Source organism: Bradyrhizobium aeschynomenes (assembly GCF_013178945.1).
GTDB classification, from domain to species: domain Bacteria; phylum Pseudomonadota; class Alphaproteobacteria; order Rhizobiales; family Xanthobacteraceae; genus Bradyrhizobium; species Bradyrhizobium aeschynomenes.
This window is the reverse complement of sequence record NZ_JABFDM010000001.1, coordinates 265,835-290,678: the sequence shown is the minus strand read 5'-3', so window position 1 is coordinate 290,678 and position 24,844 is coordinate 265,835. Positions and strand designations below refer to the sequence as shown.

The following is a 24,844-nucleotide window of genomic DNA, read 5'->3' as shown; positions in this document are numbered from 1 at the left end:
ATTGACGGGTTCTGCTCGCGCGAGCATCGGCGAGTGGAGCCATCGTGCGATCATCTCTCATTTGAGCGAAATGGAACGAATGAGCGTCGTTTGGCAACGGCCTGTCCAATGACGCTGGCGCCAGCCGTTCGGATCACGTGACGCGATCGCGCGGCCAGTCAGGAGCCGTCTCAGCCAAGACATCGCCGCGCCGCCGCCGGGGCGATCTTGGCGTGCGCTCATATGGGAATCCGGTGCCCTTGGAAGGCTTTGGAAGCCCGCAGGAAGCGCTTGGGATTCAACGAGGATCAATCCAATATGAATGGCGTTATCCAAACGGCTGACGCATAGTTTCGTCCGGGGCCGGGCCGGTTCTGCCCGGAACCTAAAAAAGCAAGCCAGAGCACATAGATAGGCATCATGAATCCGGTCAAGAAACTCGAACGACATGGCCAGGCGGTCTGGCTCGACTTCCTCGCTCGCGGCTTCGTCGCCAAGGGTGACCTGAAGCGGCTGATCGAGGAGGACGGCGTCAAGGGCGTCACCTCCAATCCCGCCATCTTCGAGAAGGCGATCGGCAGTTCGGACGAATATGACACGCCCATCGCCAAAGCGTTGAAGGGCGGCGACCGCTCACCGACGCAGTTGTTCGAAGCCGTGGCGGTCGAGGACATCCAGAACGCCGCCGACGTGCTCCGATCGGTCTATGACAGTTGCAACGGCAATGACGGATTCGTCAGCCTCGAAGTCTCGCCCTATCTGGCGATGGACGCCGAGGGAACGATTGCCGAAGCCGAGCAGCTCTGGAAGGCGGTCGACCGCGAAAATCTGATGATCAAAGTGCCGGCGACGAACGCCTGCCTTCCGGCCATCCAGCACCTGATCTCCAGGGGCATCAGCGTCAACATCACGCTGCTGTTCTCGCAAGACGTCTATCGGCAGGTTGCCGAAGCCTATCTCGCCGGCTTGGAGGCTCATGTCGCCCACGGTGGCGATCCCTCGCATGTCGCGAGCGTCGCCTCGTTCTTCGTCAGCCGCATCGACAGCGTCGTCGACAAGCAGCTCGACGAGAAGATCGCCCAGGCCAACGACCCAACCGAGAAGGAGCGGCTGGCCGCGCTGAAGGGCAAGATCGCCATCGCCAACGCCAAGATGGCCTATCAGGACTACAAGCGGCTGTTCTCGGGCGAGCGCTGGGAACGGTTGGCGGCCAAGGGCGCCAAACCGCAGCGCCTGCTGTGGGCCTCCACCGGCACCAAGAACAAGGATTACAGGGACGTCCTCTATGTCGAGGAGTTGATCGGCCCCAACACCGTCAACACCGTGCCGCCAGCGACGCTCGACGCATTCCGCGACCACGGCGAGGTGCGCGACAGCCTGGAGGAGGACGTCGACGCCGCGAAGGCGGCGCTCGAGGAGCTGGCGAAAACCGGCATCTCGCTCGACGAGATCACCGCCGACCTCGTGGTCGACGGCGTCAAGCAGTTCGCCGATGCCGCCGACAAGCTGTATGGCGCGGTGGCACACAAGCGCGCGGTGGTCTTGGGCGCCGGACTTGGGCAGCAGTCGATCGTTGTTGCTGCTGATCTCGAGAAGAAAGTGCAGGCCGCGACCGAGGATTGGCGCAAGGCCGCCAAGATCCGCCGCCTCTGGCACAAGGATGCTTCGGTCTGGACCGGCCGCGACGAGCACAAATGGCTGGGCTGGCTGACCAGCGCCGAGAAGGCCGACCTCGCCGACTATGAGGACTACGCCCGGCGCGTGAAGGGACAGAAATTCTCCGACGCCGTCGTGCTCGGCATGGGCGGCTCCAGCCTCGGCCCGGAGGTGTTCGCCAAGACCTTCCCGCGCAAGGCCGGCTTCCCCAGGCTGCATGTGCTCGACTCCACCGACCCGGCGCAGGTACGCGCGATGGAGAAGAAGATCGACGTTGCGAACACGGTGTTCATCGTCTCCTCGAAATCGGGCGGCACCACCGAGCCGAACGCGATGAAGGACTATTTCTTCGCCCGCGTGAGCGAGGCGATCGGGGCCAAGAAGGCCGGCCATCGTTTCATTGCCGTCACCGATCCCGGTTCGTCGCTGGAGAAGGCGGCCAAGGCGCAAGGATTTGCGCGCATCTTCCACGGCGAGCCGAGCATCGGCGGCCGTTACTCGGTGCTGTCGCCCTTCGGCTTGGTGCCGGCCGCAACCGCCGGCATCGATGTGCGCAAGCTGGTCACGCAGGCGCTGTCGATGGTGCGCTCCTGCGGCCCCGACGTGCCGCCGTTGCAGAATCCGGGCGTGCAGCTCGGGCTCGCCATGGGTCTCGCCGGTCTCGATGGCCGTGACAAGGTGACCATCTTCGCCTCACCCAAGGTCGCCGATTTCGGCGCCTGGGCCGAACAGCTGATTGCGGAGTCCACCGGCAAGGAAGGCAAGGGCCTGATCCCGATCGACGGCGAGCCGATCGCCTCGCCCGAGGTCTATGGCAACGACCGCTTCTTCGTCGACATCAAGGTCGAAGGCGATGATGATCCCGATCACGCGGCGAATCTCGCCGCCCTGGAGGACGCCGGTCATCCCGTCGTGCGCATCGTGATGGGATCGATCGACCAGCTCGGGCAGGAGTTCTTCCGCTTCGAGATCGCCACTGCCGTGGCAGGCGCCGTGCTGGGCATCAACCCGTTCGACCAGCCTGACGTCGAATCGGCCAAGATCAAGACCCGGGAGCTGACGGCCGCCTTCGAGCAGAGCGGAGCGCTTCCCGCGGAAGAGCCCGTCGTCGCCATCAAGGGCTGCGAACTCTACACCGACGCGCACAATGCCGAGAGCCTGCGCGAGCATGGCGCCGACGGCACCCTCGCATCCTGGCTGAAGGCGCATCTCGGCCGCGCGGGCGACGGCGACTACATCGCGCTGCTCGGCTATATCGAGCACAATGGCGCGAACACCGAGGCGCTGCAGCGGATGCGCGTGAAGCTGCGAGACACCAAGCACCTCGCGACCTGTGCCGAGTTCGGCCCGCGCTTTCTGCATTCGACCGGCCAAGCCTACAAAGGCGGGCCGGACAGCGGTGTGTTTCTCCAGATCACCGCCGACGAGGCGCAGGATCTGACGATACCCGGTCAGAAGGCCAGCTTCGGAGTCATCAAGGCGGCGCAGGCGCGCGGCGATTTCGACGTGCTCACCGAGCGCGGCCGGCGGGCGCTGCGGGTTCATCTCAAGGGCAATCTGAAATCGGGCCTGAAGATGCTCGACGGCGCGCTCACCGAAGCGCTGAGCTAGGAAGGGCTCGTCATGCAATTGGGAATGATCGGTCTCGGGCGGATGGGCGGCAACATCGTGCGCCGCCTGATGCGCGCGGGACATTCTTGCGTCGTCTATGATCGCGACACGAAGGCCGTCGCGGCCCTTGTCTCGGAAGGCGCGACTGGCGCCGCGAGCTTGGAGGAGTTCGTCAGCAAGCTTGCCACGCCGCGGCACGCCTGGATCATGCTGCCGGCCGGCAAGATTACGGAAGCCACCGTTGAACAACTGACCAAGCTGATGTCGGCTGATGACGTCATCATCGATGGTGGCAACAGTTTTTGGCAGGACGACGTCCGCCGCGGCAAGGCACTCCGAGAGCGCGGGCTGCACTATGTCGATGTCGGCACCTCCGGCGGAGTCTGGGGCCTCGACCGCGGCTACTGCATGATGATCGGGGGCGACAAGGCCGTCGTGAACCGGCTTGATCCGATCTTCGCAACGCTCGCACCGGGGATCGGCGATATTCCGCGCACGCCGGGTCGTGATAGCCGCGACCCCCGCGTCGAGCAGGGCTACATCCACGCCGGCCCCACCGGCGCGGGACATTTCGTCAAGATGATCCACAACGGCATCGAGTATGGCCTGATGCAGGCCTATGCCGAAGGCTTCGACATCCTGCGCAATGCCAACAGCGAGGTGCTGCCAGAAGCGCACCGGTTCGATTTCGATCTCGCCGACATCGCCGAGGTCTGGCGCCGGGGCAGTGTCATTCCGTCCTGGCTGCTCGACCTCACCGCGAGCGCACTGGCGCGTCAGCCGGGACTCGAGAAGTACTCCGGCTATGTCGAGGATTCTGGCGAGGGCCGCTGGACCATCAATGCCGCGATCGACGAGGCCGTGCCGGCGGAAGTGCTGACGGCCGCTTTGTTCGCGCGCTTCCGCTCGCGCCAGGAGCACACTTTCGCGGAAAAGATCCTGTCGGCCATGCGCGAGGGCTTCGGCGGCCACAAGGAGCCGGAGCAGCATCCTGATCCCGCGCGCCAGAGCGCGCCCGAGATCGTCAAGCCCAAGGATAACAATGGGGCCGACCGCGCGTGACACATCCCCGCCAGCCGCAACATCAGAAGCCTGACGCCTGCGCCTTCGTTATCTTCGGAGTGACCGGCGATCTCACGCACCGCCTCGTCCTGCCGTCGCTCTACAATCTCGCCGCCAATCATCTGCTCCCGGATCGGTTCTGCATCGTCGGCATCGCCCGCAAGGGCATGTCGAGCGAGCAGCTGCGCGACAATCTGATGGAAGGCTTGCGCAAATACGCGACCCGTCCGGTCGAGGACGAGATCGCCCAGCGCCTGCTGCACTGCGTCACCGCGATCGAGGCCGATCCGAGGGAGCCGGACAGCTTCGATCAGCTGAAGGCGCGGCTCGAAAAGCTCGAGGCTGCGCGTGAGACCCATGGCAACCGGCTGTTCTATCTGGCGACGCCGCCGACTGCCTTTGCGCCGATCGCCCAGCAGCTCGGACGTGTCGGGTTGCTGAAGGAGGACGGCAAGGCGTGGCGCCGGCTCGTGGTCGAAAAGCCGTTCGGCACCGATCTCGCTTCGGCCAAGAAGCTGAACGACCAGTTGCTGGAGCTCGTCACCGAGCACCAGATCTACCGCATCGATCACTACCTCGGCAAAGAGACGGTGCAGAACATCCTGGTGCTGCGCTTCGCGAACGGCATGTTCGAGCCGATCTGGAACAGGCATCACATCGACCACGTCCAGATCACGGTCGAGGAGAAACTCGGGGTGGGAACGCGCGGCAGCTTCTATGACGCGACCGGCGCGCTGCGCGACATGGTGCCGAACCATCTGTTTCAGCTGCTGTCGCTGGTGGCGATGGAGCCGCCTGCGCGTTTCGATGCGCATACCGTCCGCTCCGAGAAGGCAGAGGTGCTCTCGGCCATCCAGCCGCTCACCGAACAGGAAGCGCTGCTGAATTCCGTCCGCGGCCAATACAAGGCGGGCCAGGTCGGCGACACCGAGCTGTCCGACTACCGCAAGACCAAGGATGTTCGGCCCGATAGCCCCACCGAAACCTATGCGGCGCTGAAGCTCACCATCGACAACTGGCGCTGGGCCGGCGTGCCGTTCTACCTCCGCACCGGCAAGGCCCTCGGCGCCAAGCGCACCGAGGTCGCGATCAAGTTCCGCCAGGCGCCGTTCGCGATGTTCAGCTGCACGCCGATCGATACGCTGGCGGAGAACTATCTCGTGATCGGCATCGAGCCGACCCAGAGCATCACCTTGCAGTTCAACACCAAGATTCCAGGGCCGACCATCCGCACCGACGGCGTGCAGATGAAGTTCAACTACAAAGATTATTTCCAGGCCGAGCCGGCCACCGGCTACGAGACGCTGATCTATGACTGCATGATCGGCGACAACATCCTGTTCCAGCGTGCCGACAGCGTGGAGGCCGGGTGGAAGGCGGTGGAGCCGTTCATCGAGGCCTGGAAGAAGGCCGGCCGCGACGGCCTGCATTCGTATGAAGCCGGCAGCGACGGCCCTGCGGCGGCCGCCGATCTGCTCGCGCGCGACGGTCGCAGCTGGCGAAGGCTGACCTGAGCCATGGCGACCGCCTCTCCCGCGTTGGTGCGCGTCGCCGACAAGGCGGCGATGGCACAGGCTGCAGCCGATCGCCTCATTGCACAGATCGCGGTCAACCCCGGCCGAATCGCCATCTGCCTGACCGGCGGATCCAGCCCGAAGCAGCTCTACGAACTGCTGGCGACGGACGCCTGCCGTGCGCGCATCCCATGGGCACGCGTGCACTGGTTCATCGGCGACGAGCGCTTCGTGGCCCCTGGCGACCCACTGCACAACATGACGGTGGCTCGGCACGCGTTCCTCGATGCCTGCGCACCACCTGCGAACATTCATCCGATCCCGACCGACACGGCCGCGCCCGAGGCTGCAGCGCGCGCCTATGAACGCGAGCTGATGGCCTTCTACGGCGCCGACAAGCTCGATCCGGCACGGCCGCTGTTCGATCTGGTGCTGCTCGGCATCGGCCCCGATGGCCACGTCGCCTCGCTGTTTCCAGGCTTCCCGGCCGTCGATGTCAGTGATCGCTGGGTCGTCGGCGTCGACAAGGCCAACGTGACGCCGTTCGTTCCCAGGGTCAGCCTGACCCTGCCTGCCCTCGGCTCCTGCCGAACCATGCTGTTCGAAGTGGCCGGCCCGGACAAGCGCGCGATCTTGACGCGGGTGCTGGCGGGCGAGAACCTGCCCGCCCATCGCGCCCGCTCGAACCATCACACGATACTTCTGATCGACGCGGCGGCGTGGCCGGAGACCTCATTGGATCGATCACCGCCGGAGCTGCCGCAGGCGCTCATCATCATGGGCGTGGCCGGCTCGGGCAAGAGCACGATCGGCGAGACCCTGGCTCAGCGCCTGGGGTGGCGCTTCGAAGACGGCGACAGCTTCCATCCGCCAGCCAACGTCGCCAAGATGAGTGCGGGCCACCCGCTCACCGACGAGGATCGCTGGCCGTGGCTTCAGGCGATCGCCGATGAGATTGCACGTTGCCGCGCGAACGGCGAACGCATCATCATCGCCTGCTCGGCCCTCAAGAAGGTTTATCGCGATATCCTGGCCGGCAATCGAGACGACGTCCGCATCGTCTATCTCGAGGGGAGCCAGAACCTGATCGCCGACCGGATGCGTCACCGCAAGGGTCACTTCATGCCGACCGGCCTGCTCGACAGCCAGTTTGCCACGCTGGAGCCGCCGGGAGGTGACGAACATCCCGTCACGGTATCGGTCGATGCTCCGGTGGAGACGATCGTGGACGGCATCCTGCAACGGCTGCGCATCGGTCAGGGCCGCGCCTGACTGCGAATGGAAGGTCTCATGACCCACATTGCTCTCGTCGTTTCCGATGTCGACGGCACGCTCCTGACCAAGGACAAGGTGCTGACCGAGCGGGCCGCAAAGGCGGCGCGCCAGCTCCGCGAGGCGGGCATCGCCTTCACCATCACATCCAGCCGGCCGGCGATCGGCATGGGCTTTCTGATCGCGCCATTGCAGATCGACCTGCCGGTCGGTCCGTTCAACGGCAGCTCGATCATCGGTCCCGACATGCGGCCGCTGGAGCAGAGCCTCATTCCGGCCGGGGCCGCCGAGCGGTGCATCGATCTGCTGCACCGGCGCGCCATCGACATCTGGGTGTTCACGAGCGATGCGTGGCTGACGCGCAATCCGGACGGCGACTACGTGCCCAACGAACAGCGCGCGATCCGCGCCGACCCGACCATCATCGATGATTTCACCCCCTATCTCTCCAGCGCCTGCAAGATCGTCGGCGCCAGCCGCGATTTCGAGCTGCTGGCCCGCTCCGAGAGCGAGATGCGCGAGCTGCTGGGGACGGAGGCAACTGCCGTCCGCTCGCAGAGCTATTATCTCGACATCACCCCGCCCGGCCGCAACAAGGGAACGTTCGTGACGGCGATGGCGCAGCGCCTCGGCATCCCTCTCGACCAGGTCGCGACCATCGGCGACATGCATAACGACGTCGCGATGTTCGATGTCAGCGGCCTCTCGATCGCCATGGGCAATGCCAGTGACGACGTCAAGAACAAAGCCAAGCGCATCACCACGTCGAATCAGGACGAAGGCTTCGCCAACGCCATGGAGATGATCCTGGCCGAGAACGCGCAAGGTTAGCGGCCCCGGCAGTCGGGCGCCGGGCTCATGACTCCGACCGCTGCTTGGCCGGCTTGTCGCTCGCCCGCTTGGCACCGCTGAGATTTTGCGCCGTGTTGATCAGCGCAATATGTGTCAATGCCTGAGGAAAATTGCCGGTCTGCCGGCGTGCTTCGATGTCATATTCCTCGGCAATCAGCCCGACGTCATTGGCGATTTCGACCACGCGCTGGAACAGGATCTCGGCCTTCTCGAGCTCGCCGGTCAGCACGTGCGCATCGGCCAACCACAGCGTGCAGGCCAGGAAGGCGCCTTCGATCGGCTGCTGCTCCTCCGACGACATCTCGCGCGGATCATGGCGCAGCACGAAACCATCGCGGAGCAGGTGCCGCTCGATCGCCGCGATGGTGCCGCGAATGCGCGCATCTGAGCACGGCAGGAAGCCGACGGCCGGCAACAGCAGCAGGCTGGCATCGAGCAGCCCAGACCCGTAGGATTCGACGAAACTGCCGAGCCCCGCATCGAAGCCCTTCTCGCAGACGTCGCGATGAATGGTCTCGCGCAGACGTCGCCAGCGCTCGAGCGGCGCCTCCAGATGGAAGCGCTCGGCGCTCTTGATGGCGCGGTCGAACGCAACCCAGGTCATGACCTTGGAGAACACGTAGTGGCGGCCGTCGCCGCGACGCTCCCAGATTCCGTGGTCGGGCTGGTTCCAGACGTCGGTGAGATGATCGAGCACCGCGCATTCGAGCGCCCAGGTGCCGTCATCGAGCTTGAGCCTGCTCATGCGTGCCTGGTGAAAGGCGTCGATCAGCTCCCCATAGACGTCGAGCTGAAGCTGCGCATGGGCTGCGTTGCCGATCCGGACGGGCTGGGCGCCTTCATAGCCCGGGAGCCATTCCGCTTCCCACTCGGTCAACCGGCGCTGCCCCATGATGCCGTACATGATCTGCATATGCGCCGGCGCGCCGGCCGCCGCCCGCAGCAGCCAATTATGCCAGGCCAGCGCCTCTTCGGTATAGCCGGAGTTCATCAGCGCCAGCAGCGTGAAGGTCGCGTCGCGCAGCCAGCAGAAGCGATAGTCCCAATTGCGCCAGCCGCCGAGCTTCTCCGGAAGCGATGTAGTGGGGGCCGCGACGATGCCGCCGGTCGGGCCGTAGGTCAGCGCCTTCAGCGTGATGAGCGAACGCATCACGAGATCACGATGGTCTCCCTGATAGGTGCAACGGCGCGACCAGTCCCGCCAGAACGCTTCGGTGTCGCGGAGCGCCTGCTCCGGATCGATCGCTTTCGGGGGCGCCAGATGCGATGGACCATAGGTCAGAACGAACGGCACGGTCTCGCCGGCCACGACCCCGAACTCCGCCACCGTCGTCATGTTCTCGCCGCGCGTCTCGACCGGCGTGTGCAGCACCGTCATGTCGGGGCCGCACACGGCGAGCAGCGCGGTGCGGTCCTCCGAGCGCCTCACCCAGGGGATTTCGACGCCGAAGCCGAAGCGGATGATCAGGTCCATCCGCAGGGCCACCTTGCCGCTGATGCCGCGAACTAGCCGGACGATGTCGGAGGCGCTGCCACGCGGCGGCATGAAATCGACCAGCTCGACCGTTCCGGCCGCGGTCTCGAACCGGGTCTCCAGGATCAGGCTGTCGCCACGATAGCGGCGCGAGCTGGCGGTCACTTTGTCCTGGGGCGCGATGAGCCAGCGGCCATGGTTGTGATCGCCGAGCAGCGCCGCGAAGCACGCGTCGGAATCGAACGCTGGCCAGCACAGCCAGTCGATCGATCCGTTCCGGCTCACCAGCGCCGCCGTCTCGCAATCACCGATCAGCGCATAATCTTCGATCCTGCAAGACATCCGGCATCCGCGTGAAAATGCCCCCGCCCGAACCCCGCTGCTTAAACGCCGGCCGGACTGATCCGTTCAGCGGTTGCGGCCTTCAGCGCCGCGACATTTGCGGCGCCGGAGATGTCCTCGATGTCGATCGGCATCTTGCGGCGCCAGTTGGGATGCTCGTCGATCGTACCGGGGATATTGGGCTGATCGACCACGCCGAGCAGATCCTCGAGCGAGATCGCCAGCAGCCGCGACCGCGTCCGCGACAGGAATCCAACCGCAGAATAAACGTTGTTGCCGTGGATCCCATTGTGGCGCAGCACCTCGTCCCAGAGCCCGAGCGCACGCCAGCGATCCTGATCGCTCTCGCCGGGATCGATGGCCAGACCGCGCTTGGTGTTGAGGTCGCCGAACGACCGCCAGCCGGCATAGGTCGAGAGATCGTGGGTGTTCAGAGTGACCAGGGCGTTGGGCGGGTAGGAGTCGACGTCGCGGAAGCGTCCGTTGTCGTCGCGCTCGAAGATCATCACCTTGTAGGACCACAGCCCCCAATCGGCCATCTGCTCGCGAAACCCTTCCGGCACGGTGCCGAGATCCTCACCGATGACGATGCATTCGTTGGCGATGCTCTCCATCGCGGTGGCGGCGAGCAGCGCATCGAACGGCATCTGGACATAGGCGCCCTGCTTGGCTGGAAAACCATGCGGCACCAGATAGAGCCGCTTCAGGCCGAGCACGTGGTCGAGCCGGATCGCGCCGGCGTGACGCATCGAGGCCCTGATCATCTCGCGAAACGGCTCGAAGTTCTTCAATTCGAGCCCTGGAGCATTGAAGCCCGCCAGTCCCCAGTTCTGTCCGACCGTGTTCAAGGGATCAGGCGGCGCGCCAACGGACAGCGTGCGCGAGATGGCGCCCTGCTCGTTCCAGGCATCGAACCCATCGGACTGGACGCCGACGGCGACATCGAGATACAGGCCGACCTTCATGCCCAACCGATGGGCAAGATCCTTGCAACGGCGCAACTGGCGCTCGGCGAGCCACTGCACATAGGCCACGAAGTCGGCCTCGCGCCGCTCCGGACCGCTCAGCAGCGCGGCGCAGCGCGCAGCGTCGGGCTGCCGCCATTCCTCGGGCCATTCCCACCACGGTTTTTGGAAACGATGCCGCAGCACCTCGAAACAGGTGAAGCGCGCCAGCAGATCGCCGCGCTCGGCGCGATAGGTCTTGAACTCCGCCGCTTCGGCGCTGTCGGGCGCAGACACGAAGGCGTCGAACGCCGCGCGCAAGGCCGGCCATTTCAACGCCGCGACGCCGTTGTAGTCGACCAGCACGGATTGCCGGAGCGCCTCGAGCTGCTTGTCGTCCGGTCCCTTCGCAAAGCCGGGCGCCTGCTCGACATCAATATACAGGGCGTTGAGAAACAGCCGGCTGTTCGGCGCGTAGGGACTGAAATCGCCGGGCCGGTCGTCGAACAGCGCGTGCAGCGGATTGAGGCCGACGCCGTCCGCGCCCAGCTTGGCACATAGCTGAATGAGATGGGCGAGGTCGGTGAAATCCCCCATGCCCCAGTTGCGGCGTGACCTGATGCCGTAGAGCTGCACCGCCAACAGCCAGACGCGGTCGAAATCGCCCGGGAACGCCTTGTCGGGCGCAACCAGCAGCGGCAGTTCCTCTCGGCATGACGTCGCATCCAGGAGCTCCAGGCGATAGCTGCCCACGGGTAGATCCTGGGGCCATTCGACCAAGGCGTCGTGCGTCTCACCCTTTGCAATTGTGGCGTCGCCGCGCTTGATGACCCAGGCCACCGGCAGCTTGGCGTCCTCGCTGAGGCGGCTGCGGACCGGCTGCGCAGACCGAATCACGATCGCGCCGCTCAGGAGCCGGTGAGGCGTCGGCCTGGGGAAGGCCTCGACGATAATCTTGAGGGCCGCCTCGTCGGTAACGCGGCGCTGTCCCTGACCATCATAGAATTCTGTCAGGATTCCGAGACTGTGAGCTTCGCTGTAGAGATCCATTCGGCACGCGATCTGGACGTATGGGGGTCGTACGTCGGTAAATTATTGTGGGACAGCAAGAGGATAGACCTCTAACGCGCCGCCCCTGCCCTCGTTCCTCAGGGAACAAATCCGGGCCCGGCAGCTTTGTATGAGGTCGTCTCGATTCCTAGCGAACCGGGACACCGATTTCTTGTCAATGGCATCACAGTGAACAAATTTACGCACACGTTCGAGAGCGTCGCCCTCCAGGACGCTTTCTCCCCTATTCTGCCCTCTTTTGAGGAGAGCCGCATCTGTCGGAGCCGAGACACGTCGCGTCGCGCCCCCGTCAGCAGCCGATCTTTCATCCTCTCTCCTAGGTGAGGGCCTCATGAACCTGATGTCATCCCTGGATGTCCCCAATCTTCAGACCGAGACCGACGGCGACGGCCTGTGGTACAAGGACGCGATCATCTACCAGTTGCACGTCAAGGCGTTTGCCGACAGCAACCATGACGGCATCGGCGACTTCGCCGGCCTCACCGAGAAGCTCGACTATCTCCAGGATCTCGGCGTCACCGCGCTGTGGCTGCTGCCGTTCTATCCCTCGCCGGGCCGCGACGACGGCTACGACATCGCCGATTACGGCAGCATCAATCCCGATTTCGGGACGATGAAGGAGTTCAAGCGCTTCATCCAGGAGGCGCAGCGGCGCGGTCTGCGCGTGATCACCGAGCTTGTCGTCAACCACACCTCCGACCAGCACCATTGGTTCAAGCGCGCACGGCGCAGCCCGCCCGGCTCCAGCGCGCGCAACTGGTATGTCTGGAGCGACACCGACCAGAAATATCCGGGCACGCGCATCATCTTCACCGACACCGAGAAGTCGAACTGGACCTGGGACCCCGAGGCCGGCCAGTTCTACTGGCACCGCTTCTTCTCGCACCAGCCGGATTTGAACTTCGACAATCCGCGCGTCGTCAACGCCATCATCCAGGTGATGAAGCGCTGGCTCGATGCCGGCGTCGACGGCTTCCGGCTCGACGCCATTCCCTATCTCTGCGAGCGCGACGGCACCAACAACGAGAACCTTCCCGAGACGCACGCGATCATCAAGCGTCTGCGGGTCGAGCTCGACAACTACGCCAAGGACAAGCTGCTGCTGGCCGAGGCCAATCAATGGCCGGAGGACGTGCAGGAATATTTCGGCCAGGGCGACGAGTGCCACATGGCCTACCACTTCCCGCTGATGCCGCGCATCTACATGGCGATCGCGCAGGAGGATCGTTTTCCCATCACCGACATCCTGCGCCAGACGCCGGACATTCCCGCGAGCTGCCAATGGGCGCTGTTCCTGCGCAACCATGATGAGCTCACCCTGGAGATGGTAACCGACGTCGAGCGCGATTATCTGTGGTCGACCTATGCCAACGATCCGCGCGCGCGCATCAATGTCGGCATCCGCCGGCGGCTGGCGCCACTGATGGACAACGACCGGCGCAAGATCGAACTGATGAATTCGCTCTTGATGTCGTTCCCGGGCACGCCGATCATCTATTACGGCGACGAGATCGGCATGGGCGACAACATCTATCTCGGCGACCGCAACGGCGTGCGCACGCCGATGCAATGGACGCCCGACCGCAACGGCGGCTTCTCGCGGGCCGACCCGGCGCGGCTGTACGCGCCGATGATCATGGACCCGGTCTATGGTTACGAGGCGGTCAACGTCGAGGCGCAATCGCGCAGCCTGTCGTCGCTGCTCAACGCCACCAAGAAGCTGATCTCGGTGCGCAAGTCGACGCTGGCATTCGGCCGTGGCACGATGACTTTCATCCGTCCTGCCAACCGCTCCGTGCTGGCCTATGTCCGGCAATACAGGGACGAGGTTATCCTCTGCGTCGCCAATCTGTCGCGCTCGGCGCAGGCCACCGAGCTCGATCTGTCGGCATTCAAGGATCGCGTGCCGATCGAGATGCTGGGCCGCTCGCGATTTCCCGCGATCGGCGAGCTGCCCTATATGATCACGCTCGCGCCCTATGGCTTCTATTGGTTCCAGCTCAAGGAGCGCGAGAAATCCGAGCCCGTCGTTCAGCGCGCGGTGCCGGAGTTCGAGACGCTGGTGGTACCGCTCGGATCGACGTGGGTATCGCTGGCGCGCACGCGCAGCCTGTTCGAGCACGACGTACTGCCTGGCCACCTCGCGCGGACCCGCTGGTATCCGGAGCGCGCACCGGAGGCGATCGAGGCGACGCTGACATCGGCCATCCCGTTCTGCGACATCGGCGACAACCGGCCCTGGTTGATCTTCTTCAAGGCTGCCGGGCGCAAGGACGATCTGCGCTATCTGCTGCCGATGCAGATCGACTGGGTCCGCTTCGATCGCGAGCGCTACAACCCGCAGGCGTTCGCCGCCGTGCGCCAGGGCGCCCGCGAGGGCACGCTGCTGGATGCCGCCAACAACCCCATTTTCCTGTCGCTGCTGCTGCGCAATCTGGCGCAGTCGCTGACGGTGGAGGAGAATGGACTGCGCCTCGAATTCCGCCCGACCTCGAAGTTTCCCGACAAGCCGATCCGCGAGTCCGAGCAGATCCGCGTCATCGAGACCGACCGGTGCAGCAGCAAGGCGGTCGTCAACAACGAATTCTTCATCAAGATCTACCGTGAGCTCGAAGCCGGCTCCCATCCCGAGACCGACGTCGGTCGGTTCCTGACCGAGACCGCCGGCTTCGCCAACGTGCCGCCACTGCTCGGCAGCGTCGAGGTGATCCAGGACGGCGAGCGGCGTACCGTCGGCAGCGTCCACGGTTTTGTCGAGAACCAGGGCGATGGCTGGACCGTCAGCGCCGCCTATCTCGACCGCTACATCGACGACCAGCGCGTCTTCGCAGCGAGCGGAGACGTACGCCAGAGCGAGGAGCTGTCCCCTTATCTGCGCTACGTGATGCAGGCGGGGCGGCGGCTCGGAGAACTTCATGTCGCGCTGGCCTCGCGCAGCGACATCGCCGAATTCGCCCCCGAGCCCACCACCGCCGACAGCCTCGATCATTGGATCGATCGGCTGCGGGCCCAGGCCGGCCTGGTCTTCGGCAGCCTGAGCGAGCGCCGCGACCGGCTCAAGGATCCCGAACGTGGGCTGGCCGACCAGGTGCTCTCCCGCCGCGGCGAGTTGTCGGAGCGGCTGAGCGCACTGGCCCGCCATATCGGCGGCCAGGACATCCGCGTCCATGGCGATTTCCATCTCGGGCAGATCCTGATCGTCAAGGACGACATCTTCATCATCGACTTTGATGGCGACGAGGAGCAGCCGCTCGAAGAGCGGCGACGCAAGGCGCCGCCGGCGCGGGACATCGCAGGCTTTCTGCGCTCCATCGACTGCTCGATTCGCGTTGCGCTCGACCGCGCCCTGAATGCCGCTCCGGATGATCACGGCAGGCTCGCCGCCGCCCTCTCGGAGTGGCGCGATCAGGCAACCGCTGCTTTTCTGGCCGGCTATCGCGAAGTCAAGGCTCATCAGCGGCTCTGGCCGGACGATTCGCGCGGCGCAGAGGCGCTCCTTAACTTTTTCATGCTGGAAAAAGCCCTCGGAGCGCTGGAATATGATCTGGCTCACCGGCCGGACTGGTTGCGCGTCGCGCTGGGCAATCTGCTTCGCGTTCTGTCCGAGTCAGCACCTGCCAGCGAGTCCTCATGACCCATCTTTCTCCCGAGGCGTTTGCGATCATCGAGGGCCGGCATGCCGACCCTTTTCGCTATCTCGGTCAGCACACCGTCGACGGCAGGACCGTCGTGCGCGCGTTCTTGCCCGAGGCCTCCCGGGTCGAGGTGGTCGGCGAGCATGGCGAAGTGGCGCCGCTGGCGCGCATCCACGATGCCGGCCTGTTCACCGGAACGATGTCGTCGATGCAGCGCTACCGGCTGCGGGCGACCTTCGGCGATGCCGTCACCGACCTCGAGGACCCCTACCGCTTCCTGCCGATCTTGAGCGATTTCGATCTGCATCTGCTCGGCGAAGGCAATCATGAGCGGCTCTACGACAAGCTCGGTGCCCATCCGATGGTGCTGGATGGCGTCGACGGCGTCGGCTTCGTCGTGCTCGCGCCGAACGCGCGGCGCGTCAGCGTCGTCGGCGATTTCAACTTCTGGAATGCGCGGCGGCATCCGATGCGCGTGCGCGGCAACGGCTATTGGGAGCTGTTCATTCCCCGCGCCCGCGCCGGCGATCACTACAAGTTCGACATCATCGGCCCGCAGGGCGAGCACCTGCCGCTGAAATCCGATCCGATGGCGTTCGCGGCCGAGATGCGTCCAAAGACGGCTTCGATCGTGGTCGACGAAACCAGCCTGCCGCGGCCACGGCCTGCCCCGCACGACATCAACAAGCTGAACAAGCCGGTCTCGATCTACGAGGTGCATCTCGGCTCCTGGCGGCGCAAGGACAACAACCAGTGGCTGACCTATCGCGAGCTCGCCGAGCAGCTGCCGGCCTATGCGCGCGACATGGGCTTCACGCACATCGAATTCCTTCCCGTCAGCGAGCATCCGTTCGATGGCTCCTGGGGTTATCAGCCGACCGGCCTGTACGCGCCGACCAGCCGCTTCGGCAGCCCGGAGGATTTCTGCGCGCTGGTCGATGCATGCCACCGCGAGGGGCTCGCGGTCTGGCTCGACTGGGTGCCCGGACATTTTCCGGATGATCCGCACGGCCTCGGCCATTTCGACGGGACTGCACTGTATGAGCACGCCAACCCGATGCAGGGCCGGCATCTCGACTGGGGCACGCTGATCTACAACTACGGCCGCACCGAAGTCGCGAATTTCCTGCGCTCCAATGCGCTGTTCTGGCTGGAGCGTTACGGCATCGACGGCCTGCGGGTCGATGCCGTCGCCTCGATGCTTTATCTCGATTACAGCCGTCCCTCCGGCGGCTGGATCCCGAACAAGTTCGGCGGGCGCGAGAATCTCGAAGCCGTCGAGTTTCTGCGCCGGACGAACATCGACGTGTTCGGCCGTTTCCCCCAGGCCACCACGGCCGCCGAGGAGTCCACCGCCTGGCCGCAGGTGTCGCGCCCGGTCGACATGGGCGGGCTCGGCTTCGGCTACAAATGGAACATGGGCTGGATGCACGACACCTTGCGCTACGTCAGCAAGGACCCGATCCATCGCAAATATCACCACGGCGAGATCCTGTTCGGCCTGCACTACGCCTTTTCGGAAAATTTCATCCTGCCGCTGTCGCATGACGAGGTCGTGCACGGCAAACGCTCCATCCTCGGCCGGATGCCCGGCGACGACTGGCAGCGCTTCGCGAATCTGCGGGCCTATTACAGCTTCATGTTCGGCCACCCCGGCAAGAAGCTCCTGTTCATGGGCTGCGAGCTCGCCCAGGAGCGGGAGTGGAATCACGACACCTCGCTCGACTGGCATCTGCTCGGCGACAAGCGCTATGCCGGCATCCAGGCCCTGATCCGCGACCTCAACCACCTCTATCGCAACGTGCCGGCGCTGCATGAGCGCGACTGCGAGCCTGACGGGTTCGAATGGCTCATCACCGACGATGCCGACCGCAACGTCTTCGCCTGGGTGCGGAAAGGCTTCGATGAGCGCTCCCGATGCGTCGTGGTCGTGAACTTTTCGCCCAACGTGTATTACAATTACCGGGTCCGCGTGCCGCTCGGCGGCACGTGGAGGGAAGCTTTCAACTCCGACTCCCTCCATTATGGCGGCAGCAATGTCGGCAATGTCGGCCAGGTCCATGCCTCTGAAGATCAACACCTCGACCTCATCCTCCCGCCCATGGCAGCGGTATTTCTCGTCCCGGAAGCCTGACTCCATGCGCCTGGCCGCAGGAAGCCACGCCCGTCTCGGCGCCACCTGGGACGGACGAGGGACCAATTTTGCGTTGTTTTCCGCCAATGCCGAGAAGGTCGAACTCTGTCTGTTCGACAGCCAGGGCCGGCGCGAGATCGAGCGGATCGAGTTGCCCGAGCGGACCGAGGACGTCTGGCACGGCTATCTCAACGACGTCTCGCCGGGGCAGCTCTATGGCTACCGCGTCTACGGCCCTTACGAGCCGGAGCACGGCCATCGTTTCAACGCCAACAAGCTGCTGCTCGACCCCTACGCCAAGCGGCTGGCGGGACGGCTGGTCTGGAGCGATGCGCATTTTGCCTACCGCGCCGGCTCGCCGCGCGAGGATTTGTCGTTCGACCGCCGCGACAACGCCCGCGGTATGCCAAAGGCCGTCGTCATCGACGAGACCTTCAACTGGGGCCGGCGCGAGATGCGGCCGCAGATCCCGTGGGAGGACACGATCATCTACGAGGCCCACGTCAAGGGTCTGACCAACAAGCGCGACGATGTCCCGCCGAACCTCCGCGGCACCTATGGCGGGCTGTCGTCGCCTGCGATGATCAAGCACCTCAAGCGGCTCGGTGTCACCACGATCGAGTTGCTGCCGATCCACGCCTTCATCGATGACCGCATGCTGGTCGAGAAGAAGCTGGTCAACTACTGGGGCTACAACACGATCTCGTTCTTCGCGCCGGAGCAGCGCTACGCGCAGGACAATCCGCTCGACGCCTTCAGGACCACCGTGGCACGGCTGCACGATGCCGGCATCGAGGTCATGCTCGATGTGGTCTACAACCACACTGCCGAAGGCAATCATCTCGGCCCGACGCTTTGCTATCGCGGCATCGACAACGCCTCCTACTACTGGCTCAAGCCCGACAATCCGCGCTTCTATGACGACTTCACCGGCTGCGGCTCGTCGGTGAACCTGACGCATCCGCGCGTGCTGCAGATGGTGATGGACTCGCTGCGCTACTGGGTCGAGGTCTGTCATGTCGACGGCTTCCGCTTCGACCTCGCCACCACCTTGGCGCGTGAGAAGCACGGCTTCGACCGGCGCAGCGGCTTCCTCACCGCGATCCGCCAGGACCCGGTGCTGGCGAGCGTCAAGCTGGTCGCCGAGCCCTGGGACGTCGGTCTCGGCGGCTATCAGGTCGGCGCCTTCCCGTCGCAATGGTCGGAATGGAACGACCGCTATCGCAGCGCCATGCGTCGCTACTGGAGCGGCGAAGGCAGCCTGATCGGCGAGGTGTCGAGCCGCATGACCGGCTCGTCCGATATCTTCAACCATGACGGCCGCACGCAGCGCGCCAGCGTCAATCATGTCACCGTCCATGACGGCTTCACGCTGGCCGATCTGTTCAGCTACAACAGCAAGCACAATGAGGCGAACGGCGAGGACAATCGCGACGGCTCCAACGACAACCACAGCAACAATTTCGGCCACGAAGGACCGACCGACGACGCGACGATCACCGCGTTGCGGCGGCAGTCGCGCAAGAACCAGCTCGCCTGTCTGTTCCTCGCGCAGGGCCTGCCGCTGCTGCTCGCGGGGGACGAGGTCGGCAACTCGCAAGCCGGCAACAACAACGCCTATTGCCAGGACAACGAGGTCGGCTGGGTCGACTGGAGCGGCATGGGGCGCGAGGGCGACGACCTCATCGACTTCATCGCGCATCTCTCCGAATTGCGCCGCCGCTTCGGCCAGATCCGCGCGCGCCGCTGGCTCGATGGCCGCCGCTCCGACGGCAGTTTCGGCGTGTTGTGGCTGACGCCCTCGGCGGAGGAAATGACGCAAACCGACTGGACCTTCCCTGACGGACGTTTTCTGGCCTATGTGCTCGCCCCGGTGGAACAGGAGCAGGCTCCGATCTTTATCGTTCTGAACGCGGCCCCCGAAGAGATCGGATTCAAATTGCCCAAGCTCGCCGAAACCAAGACGTGGCAACAGGTTCTCGACACCACCCAAGTCCAGCAGAAGCAGACCGACTTCTCGGCGGGTACCGATCTGAAGGCCCCGCCGCGCTCGGTCCTGGCGTATGCGGGCCTGTCATGATCTCGCGGCAGTTCGGACCACGCATCACCAAGGACGGCACGACGTTCCGCCTGTGGGCGCCTGCCGCCAAGCGCGTCGATCTGGTGCTCGACGGCCAGCATGCCATGCAGCGCGGCGACGGCGGCTGGTACACGCTCCACGTCCCGGGCGTCGGCGCCGGCGCGCGCTACAAGTTTCGTATCGATGACGAGCTCGACGTTCCCGATCCCGGCTCCGACTTCCAGCCCGAGGACGTCTTCGGTCCGAGCGAAGTCATCGATCATGGCGCCTATGCCTGGCGCGCGAAGGAGTGGCGTGGACGGCCGTGGCAGGACACGGTGTTCCTCGAAAGTCATGTCGGCACCTTCACCCAGGACGGCACCTACAGCGCGATGATCGACAAGCTCGATCATCTGGTCGAGACCGGCATCACCGCACTCGAGCTGATGCCGCTGGCGGACTTCGCCGGCAGCCGCAACTGGGGCTACGACGGCGTTCTGCTTTACGCGCCCGACAGCGTCTATGGCCGCCCCGACGATCTCCGCACGCTGATCGACGAGGCGCATCTGCGCGGGCTGATGGTGTTCCTCGACGTCGTCTACAATCACTTCGGTCCCGAAGGAAACTACATCGGCCGCTATGCGCCCACTTTCTTCACCGATGCGCATACGCCTTGGGGCAGCGCGATCGACTATCGTCGTCCGGAAGTGCGCGCCTTCGCGATCGAGAACGCGCTGCATTGGCTGACCGACTATCGCTTCGACGGGCTGCGCTTCGACGCCGTCAATCACATCCTCTCTAACGAGGGTGAGATTCCGATGCTGCACGATCTCAGCGCCGCTGTCGGCAAGCTCGTCGAGCAGACCGGACGACACATCCATCTCGTGCTTGAGAACGGCGACAATCGCGCCAGCATGCTCGATGCGGCGGAAGATCCGCCCCGCGGCAAGTTCCGCGCACAATGGAATGACGACTACCACCACGTTTGGCACGTGATGCTGACCGGCGAGACGGGTGGCTATTACGGCGACTACCACCAATCGCCGCGCGGCGGCCTCGCTCGCGCGCTCGCGTCCGGCTTCGTCTATCAGGGCGAGCAGGCCGCCTTCTGGGGCGGCATCCCGCGGGGGGAGCCCAGCGGTCATCTGGCCCCCGCCGCGTTCGTGAACTTCCTGCAGAACCACGACCAGATCGGCAACCGCGTGTTCGGCGACCGGCTGCAAGCGCTGGCGCCGCCGGAAGGGATCGCGGCTGCGCTGGCAGTCACCCTGCTCGCACCGACCGTGCCGATGTTGTACATGGGCGAGGAATGGGGTTCGAAGCAGCCGTTCCCGTTCTTTTGCGATTTCCAGGGCGATCTCGCGAACGCCGTGCGCAGGGGCCGGCGCAAGGAATATGAGTGGGCGTATGCCAAATATGGCGACGAGGTGCCCGACCCGCTCGACATCGAAACCTTCAAGTCCGCGATCATCGATTGGAACGCGCGCAACGTGTCGCCCGGCCGCGAGCGGCTGGCGCTGGTGCGCGATCTCCTTGCCGCACGACACAAGCACGTCGCGCCCCGGTTGCCGCGCGCCAACTTCGGCAAAGCCGACGTCACCGACGACGGCCTCATGAGCGCGCATTGGGTGATGGGCGACGGCAGCACGCTCCGGCTGCTCGCCAACGTCTCCGACAAGGAAATCTTGGCGGCATCGAACGTCGCGGGCACCCCCATCTGGGGCGGCACGCCCGGAGATCGCCTGCCGCCCTGGTCGGTGTTCTGGAGCATCGGAGGATAACCATGCCTCCAGCCATCCCGCTCGCGACCTACCGCCTGCAGCTCACCGCCGACTTCAATTTCGAGGCAGCGGCGCGGGTCGTGCCCTATCTGAAGGCGCTCGGCATCAGCCATGTCTACGCCTCGCCGTTCATGACGGCGCGCAAGGGCTCGACGCATGGCTACGACATCACGGATCACACCAAGCTCAATCCCGAACTCGGCGGCGAGGAGGGCTTCGCCAAACTCAGCGCCGCGCTGAAGGCTCACGACCTCGGGCTGATCCTCGATTTCGTGCCGAACCATGTCGGCGTGCACTTCGACGACAATCCTTGGTGGCTGGACGTCCTCGAATGGGGCCAGGCCTCGCCGCACGCGGCCTCGTTCGACATCGACTGGGACCAACTGCCGTATCGCGCGCGCGGCGGCGTGCTGCTGCCGATCATCGGCACGTCCTACGGCCATGCGCTGGAGCACGGCGATATCGAGCTGCGCTACGATCCGGAGGAAGGCTCGTTCTCGTGCTGGTACTTCGAGCACCGGCTGCCGGTCGCACCCGAGCGCTATGGCGAGATGCTGCGCATCATCGTCAAGGAAGCCGGTGAAGAAAGCAGCGAGGCCGGCAGGGCGATCCTGGAGCTCGCCTCGCGCTACCCCGGCCTGCGCCGTCCGAACCGCAAGGAAGCGCCCAGCTTCAAGGCAATGCTCAAGGCCATCCCCGGTGCCGCCGACGTCATCGCGCGCGGCCTCCCGGCGTACAAAGCGGGCGAAGACCGCCCCGCGCAGACATTGGCCCTGCACCATCTGCTGGAGCGGCAGCACTACAAGCTCGGGCATTGGCGGCTCGCCTCCAGCGACATCAACTACCGCCGCTTCTTCGACGTCAACACGCTGGCTGGCCTGCGCGTCGAGGACGCCGGGACGTTCGAGGCGATCCACCGGCTGGTGAAGAAGCTGATCGCGGATGGTCAGCTGCAGGGTCTGCGGCTCGACCATATCGACGGGCTGCGCGATCCCGCGCAATATTTCCAGCGGCTGCGGCGGCTGATCCGTGACGCCCGGGGGCCCGCAGCCGGGCCTTTCTACGTCGTCATCGAGAAGATCCTCTGCGAGCATGAGAAGCTGCCTGGTTTTGCCGGCGTGCATGGCACCACCGGCTACGAGTGGATGAACGTCATCACCCAGCTCCTGATCGACGGCAAAGGTCTGGAGCCCTTGGACGAGATCTGGCGCCAGATCAGTAACAAGCCGCCGAAGCTCGCGCCTGTGATCAAGGAGGCGAAGCGTCGCGTGCTGGAGACGCTGCTGACCAGCGAGTTCACCGTGCTCACGCGCCTCTTGGCGCGGATCGCCAATGGTCACTATTCCACGCGCGACTATTCGGAAGACAGCCTGCGCCAAGCTCTCGAGCTGTACGTGCTGCACTTTCCGGTCTACCGGACCTATCTCACAACGGCTGGCCCGACCGAGGCCGACCGCAAGCTGATCGATCACGCCATCACGCAGGCGCGTGCCGAATGGTTCGCCTCCGACGGCTCGATCTTCGACTTCCTGCGCGATGCGCTGACGATGGATCTGATCAAGCGCGACCGCAACACCAGCCACAGCGTCCCGCGCGTGCGCCGCTTCGCCTTGAAGGTGCAGCAGTTCACCGGGCCGATGATGGCGAAGTCGCTCGAGGACACCAGCTTCTACCGCTTCCACCGCCTGCTCGCGCTCAACGAGGTCGGTGGCGATCCGTCGGCCCATGCGCTGGCGATCGGCGACTTTCACGCGTTCATGCGACAGCGCGCCAGGCATTGGCCGCACGGCATGACGGCAACCGCCACGCACGACACCAAGCGCGGCGAGGACGCCCGCATGCGGCTCGCGGCCCTCACCGAGCTGCCCAACGACTGGACCTCCGGGGTGGCGCGCTGGAAGACCCTGAACGCGCCGAACGTCGTCACCGCCGGCACCATGCGCGCGCCGTCGGCGACTTTCGAATACATGCTGTACCAGACCCTGGTCGGCATCTGGCCGCCCGCCGGCACCGATGAAGGCCTCGTCGAGCGGCTGCAGGCCTATGCGGTGAAGGCCGCGCGGGAGGGCAAGGAGGAGACCAGCTGGCTCAATCCGAACGAGGCCTATGAAAACGGTCTGCGCAGCTTCATCGAAGGCAGTCTGGATCGTGGTCGTTCGTCCGAGTTCCTGCAATCGCTGGAGACGTTCGCCAAGCGCATCGCCCTGCTCGGCGCGCTCAACTCGCTGACGCAGCTCACGCTCAAGGCGACAATGCCCGGTGTACCCGACTTCTACCAGGGCACCGAGTTCTGGGATCTCTCGATGGTCGACCCCGACAACCGCCGCCCGGTCGATTTTGCCGCGCGCGAGAGCGCATTGCGAGAGAATGAAAGCCCGAACTGGACCAATCTTGTCGAGCATTGGCCTGACGGCCGCATCAAGCTCGCATGGACGCGGCATCTGCTGAAGCTGCGCAGCGAGCTTGCCCACGTGTTCACCGACGGCAGCTACGAGCCGCTCGAGGTGACGGGCCGGCACGCCGACCACATCGTCGCCTTCGCGCGCAGGCGCGGGCGCGAGGCTGCCATCGTGGTCGTCGGCCGCAATTTTGCGCCGTTCACCGACGGCGGCCGCGTCTGGCCGCACGCCGATGCATTTGACGCGAAGGTGCAGGTTCCCGGCTACGCAGCCCCCCAAGTTCAAGACAGCGTGCTCCCTGTCTCCGCGCTCTTCACCCATCTGCCGGCCGCATTGATATCCGCCGGGGTGGACGGTGCGCCCGAACGCGGCGGCAGGCGAACGCCTGCCCTCGCGTCTCCGAGCTGATCAGCTCTTCTTCGTCAACAACAGCTGACCGCGACTGCGAATGGCTGACTGCGCCGCCTCTGCAAAGCGCTGCAACAGCCAGGGCAGCGTGACCTCGACACGCACATGGTCGTCGGCAACATCGACGTGGCCCGACGCCGCCTGGCCGAGCGCGCGGACACGAAAGATCATCTTGTCGCCGTCCCACCGCTCCTCGTCGACGCTCAGGACCGGCAGGCTACCCGCGGCGCGGCTCAGGCCGGATTGCAGCCGCCGCACGGCTTCGTCCTTGCCGAGGCGATGCGGAATGGAAACGACAAGCGGTCTTGACATCGCGATCTCCTGACTAACAACCGACCTCATGTAGTCATCGGTCGATGCGACCGCAAAGATACACTCCCCATTTTACCTGTTTCCCTCGCGGAACTTTCGAAGTTCCGACCAGTTTCCTCGACGAAGGCAGAGCCATTTGTCGCCCCGCTGCCGGGCCCTGGAGGAAAGTACATGTCCATCGGAACGATCATCCTCATCATCCTCATCATCGCGCTGCTCGGCGGCTTCTCCGGCATCGGCGGCGGCCCGTTCTACGGCACCGGCTATTACGGCGGCGGCGGTCTCGGCCTCATCATCGTCATCGTGCTGATCCTCGTCCTGCTCGGTCGGATCTGATTC

14 protein-coding genes are annotated in these 24,844 nt (G+C 64.9%); 11 read left to right on the top strand and 3 right to left on the bottom strand.

Going from position 1 to position 24,844, the window contains the following annotated elements; translation table 11 throughout:
• Positions 1-399 precede the first annotated feature (399 nt).
• The 5 genes from HL666_RS01260 to HL666_RS01240 are packed head-to-tail and all read left to right on the top strand — an operon-like array spanning position 400 to position 7,925.
• A complete protein-coding gene (locus HL666_RS01260; RefSeq protein WP_172179499.1) occupies positions 400-3,246 on the top strand; it encodes a bifunctional transaldolase/phosoglucose isomerase in 2,847 nt (948 codons plus the stop codon).
• Between the two features lie 12 nt (positions 3,247-3,258).
• A complete protein-coding gene (gene gnd, locus HL666_RS01255; protein ID WP_172179497.1) occupies positions 3,259-4,308 on the top strand; it encodes a phosphogluconate dehydrogenase (NAD(+)-dependent, decarboxylating) in 1,050 nt (349 codons plus the stop codon).
• Positions 4,305-5,822 carry a glucose-6-phosphate dehydrogenase gene (zwf, locus tag HL666_RS01250; protein WP_172179495.1) on the top strand — a complete coding sequence of 506 codons (1,518 nt, stop codon included), beginning with the start codon at positions 4,305-4,307 and terminating at the stop codon, positions 5,820-5,822. Before gnd ends, zwf begins: the two co-directional genes overlap by 4 nt.
• A 3-nt stretch (positions 5,823-5,825) precedes the next feature.
• The gene (gene pgl / locus HL666_RS01245) at positions 5,826-7,094 is read left to right on the top strand and encodes a 6-phosphogluconolactonase (RefSeq protein WP_172179493.1); all 1,269 of its coding nucleotides are present in this window, start codon (positions 5,826-5,828) and stop codon (positions 7,092-7,094) included.
• An 18-nt stretch (positions 7,095-7,112) separates the two neighbouring features.
• Positions 7,113-7,925, top strand: a complete 813-nt coding sequence (locus tag HL666_RS01240) for an HAD family hydrolase (RefSeq protein ID WP_172111203.1) — start codon at positions 7,113-7,115, stop codon at positions 7,923-7,925.
• Between the two features lie 25 nt (positions 7,926-7,950).
• Here HL666_RS01240 and HL666_RS01235 read toward each other — a convergent pair whose 3' ends face one another.
• Together HL666_RS01235 and malQ are read right to left on the bottom strand one after the other, a co-directional pair.
• Positions 7,951-9,762: a glycoside hydrolase family 15 protein gene (locus HL666_RS01235; RefSeq protein WP_172179491.1), complete on the bottom strand. Its 1,812-nt coding sequence runs from the start codon at positions 9,760-9,762 to the stop codon at positions 7,951-7,953.
• A gap of 41 nt (positions 9,763-9,803) precedes the next feature.
• Complete coding sequence (gene malQ / locus HL666_RS01230; protein ID WP_172179488.1) at positions 9,804-11,756, bottom strand: 4-alpha-glucanotransferase; 1,953 nt, start codon at positions 11,754-11,756, stop codon at positions 9,804-9,806.
• Positions 11,757-12,108: 352 nt separating this feature from the next.
• Here malQ and treS point away from each other — a divergent pair, with 352 nt between their 5' ends.
• From treS to treY, 5 genes are read left to right on the top strand one after another with little or no spacing between them, the layout of a single operon-like run.
• A complete protein-coding gene (gene treS / locus HL666_RS01225; RefSeq protein ID WP_172179486.1) occupies positions 12,109-15,411 on the top strand; it encodes a maltose alpha-D-glucosyltransferase in 3,303 nt (1,100 codons plus the stop codon).
• The gene (gene glgB / locus HL666_RS01220; RefSeq protein WP_172179484.1) at positions 15,408-17,546 is read left to right on the top strand and encodes a 1,4-alpha-glucan branching protein GlgB; all 2,139 of its coding nucleotides are present in this window, start codon (positions 15,408-15,410) and stop codon (positions 17,544-17,546) included. The genes treS and glgB overlap by 4 nt, the downstream gene beginning before the upstream one ends.
• A 4-nt stretch (positions 17,547-17,550) precedes the next feature.
• A complete protein-coding gene (glgX, locus tag HL666_RS01215; protein WP_172131598.1) occupies positions 17,551-19,626 on the top strand; it encodes a glycogen debranching protein GlgX in 2,076 nt (691 codons plus the stop codon).
• The gene (gene treZ, locus HL666_RS01210; RefSeq protein WP_172179482.1) at positions 19,623-21,386 is read left to right on the top strand and encodes a malto-oligosyltrehalose trehalohydrolase; all 1,764 of its coding nucleotides are present in this window, start codon (positions 19,623-19,625) and stop codon (positions 21,384-21,386) included. The genes glgX and treZ overlap by 4 nt, the downstream gene beginning before the upstream one ends.
• 2 nt (positions 21,387-21,388) lie before the next feature.
• Positions 21,389-24,193 (top strand): malto-oligosyltrehalose synthase, encoded by a 2,805-nt coding sequence (gene treY, locus HL666_RS01205; protein ID WP_172179480.1) that lies wholly within the window; start codon positions 21,389-21,391, stop codon positions 24,191-24,193.
• Here the strand turns inward: treY and HL666_RS01200 are convergent, their stop codons facing one another.
• The gene (locus HL666_RS01200; protein ID WP_172179478.1) at positions 24,194-24,505 is read right to left on the bottom strand and encodes a polyhydroxyalkanoic acid system family protein; all 312 of its coding nucleotides are present in this window, start codon (positions 24,503-24,505) and stop codon (positions 24,194-24,196) included. It abuts the gene before it with no gap.
• A gap of 171 nt (positions 24,506-24,676) precedes the next feature.
• On the opposite strand from HL666_RS01200, the gene HL666_RS01195 reads away from it, so the two are divergent.
• The gene (locus HL666_RS01195) at positions 24,677-24,841 is read left to right on the top strand and encodes a DUF3309 family protein (RefSeq protein ID WP_006614022.1); all 165 of its coding nucleotides are present in this window, start codon (positions 24,677-24,679) and stop codon (positions 24,839-24,841) included.
• The last annotated feature ends 3 nt before the right edge of the window (positions 24,842-24,844 follow it).

Bases quoted from the DNA above. Each gene is read 5' to 3' on its own strand.
- HL666_RS01240 (WP_172111203.1), top strand. From the start codon at position 7,113: ATGACCCACATTGCTCTCGTCGTTTCCGATGTCGACGGCACGCTCCTG.
- HL666_RS01195 (WP_006614022.1), top strand. From the start codon at position 24,677: ATGTCCATCGGAACGATCATCCTCATCATCCTCATCATCGCGCTGCTC.
- HL666_RS01200 (WP_172179478.1), bottom strand. From the start codon at position 24,505: ATGTCAAGACCGCTTGTCGTTTCCATTCCGCATCGCCTCGGCAAGGAC.
- gnd (WP_172179497.1), top strand. From the start codon at position 3,259: ATGCAATTGGGAATGATCGGTCTCGGGCGGATGGGCGGCAACATCGTG.
- HL666_RS01235 (WP_172179491.1), bottom strand. From the start codon at position 9,762: ATGTCTTGCAGGATCGAAGATTATGCGCTGATCGGTGATTGCGAGACG.
- treS (WP_172179486.1), top strand. From the start codon at position 12,109: ATGAACCTGATGTCATCCCTGGATGTCCCCAATCTTCAGACCGAGACC.
- pgl (WP_172179493.1), top strand. From the start codon at position 5,826: ATGGCGACCGCCTCTCCCGCGTTGGTGCGCGTCGCCGACAAGGCGGCG.
- malQ (WP_172179488.1), bottom strand. From the start codon at position 11,756: ATGGATCTCTACAGCGAAGCTCACAGTCTCGGAATCCTGACAGAATTC.
- treZ (WP_172179482.1), top strand. From the start codon at position 19,623: ATGATCTCGCGGCAGTTCGGACCACGCATCACCAAGGACGGCACGACG.
- treY (WP_172179480.1), top strand. From the start codon at position 21,389: ATGCCTCCAGCCATCCCGCTCGCGACCTACCGCCTGCAGCTCACCGCC.
- HL666_RS01260 (WP_172179499.1), top strand. From the start codon at position 400: ATGAATCCGGTCAAGAAACTCGAACGACATGGCCAGGCGGTCTGGCTC.
- glgX (WP_172131598.1), top strand. From the start codon at position 17,551: ATGCGCCTGGCCGCAGGAAGCCACGCCCGTCTCGGCGCCACCTGGGAC.
- glgB (WP_172179484.1), top strand. From the start codon at position 15,408: ATGACCCATCTTTCTCCCGAGGCGTTTGCGATCATCGAGGGCCGGCAT.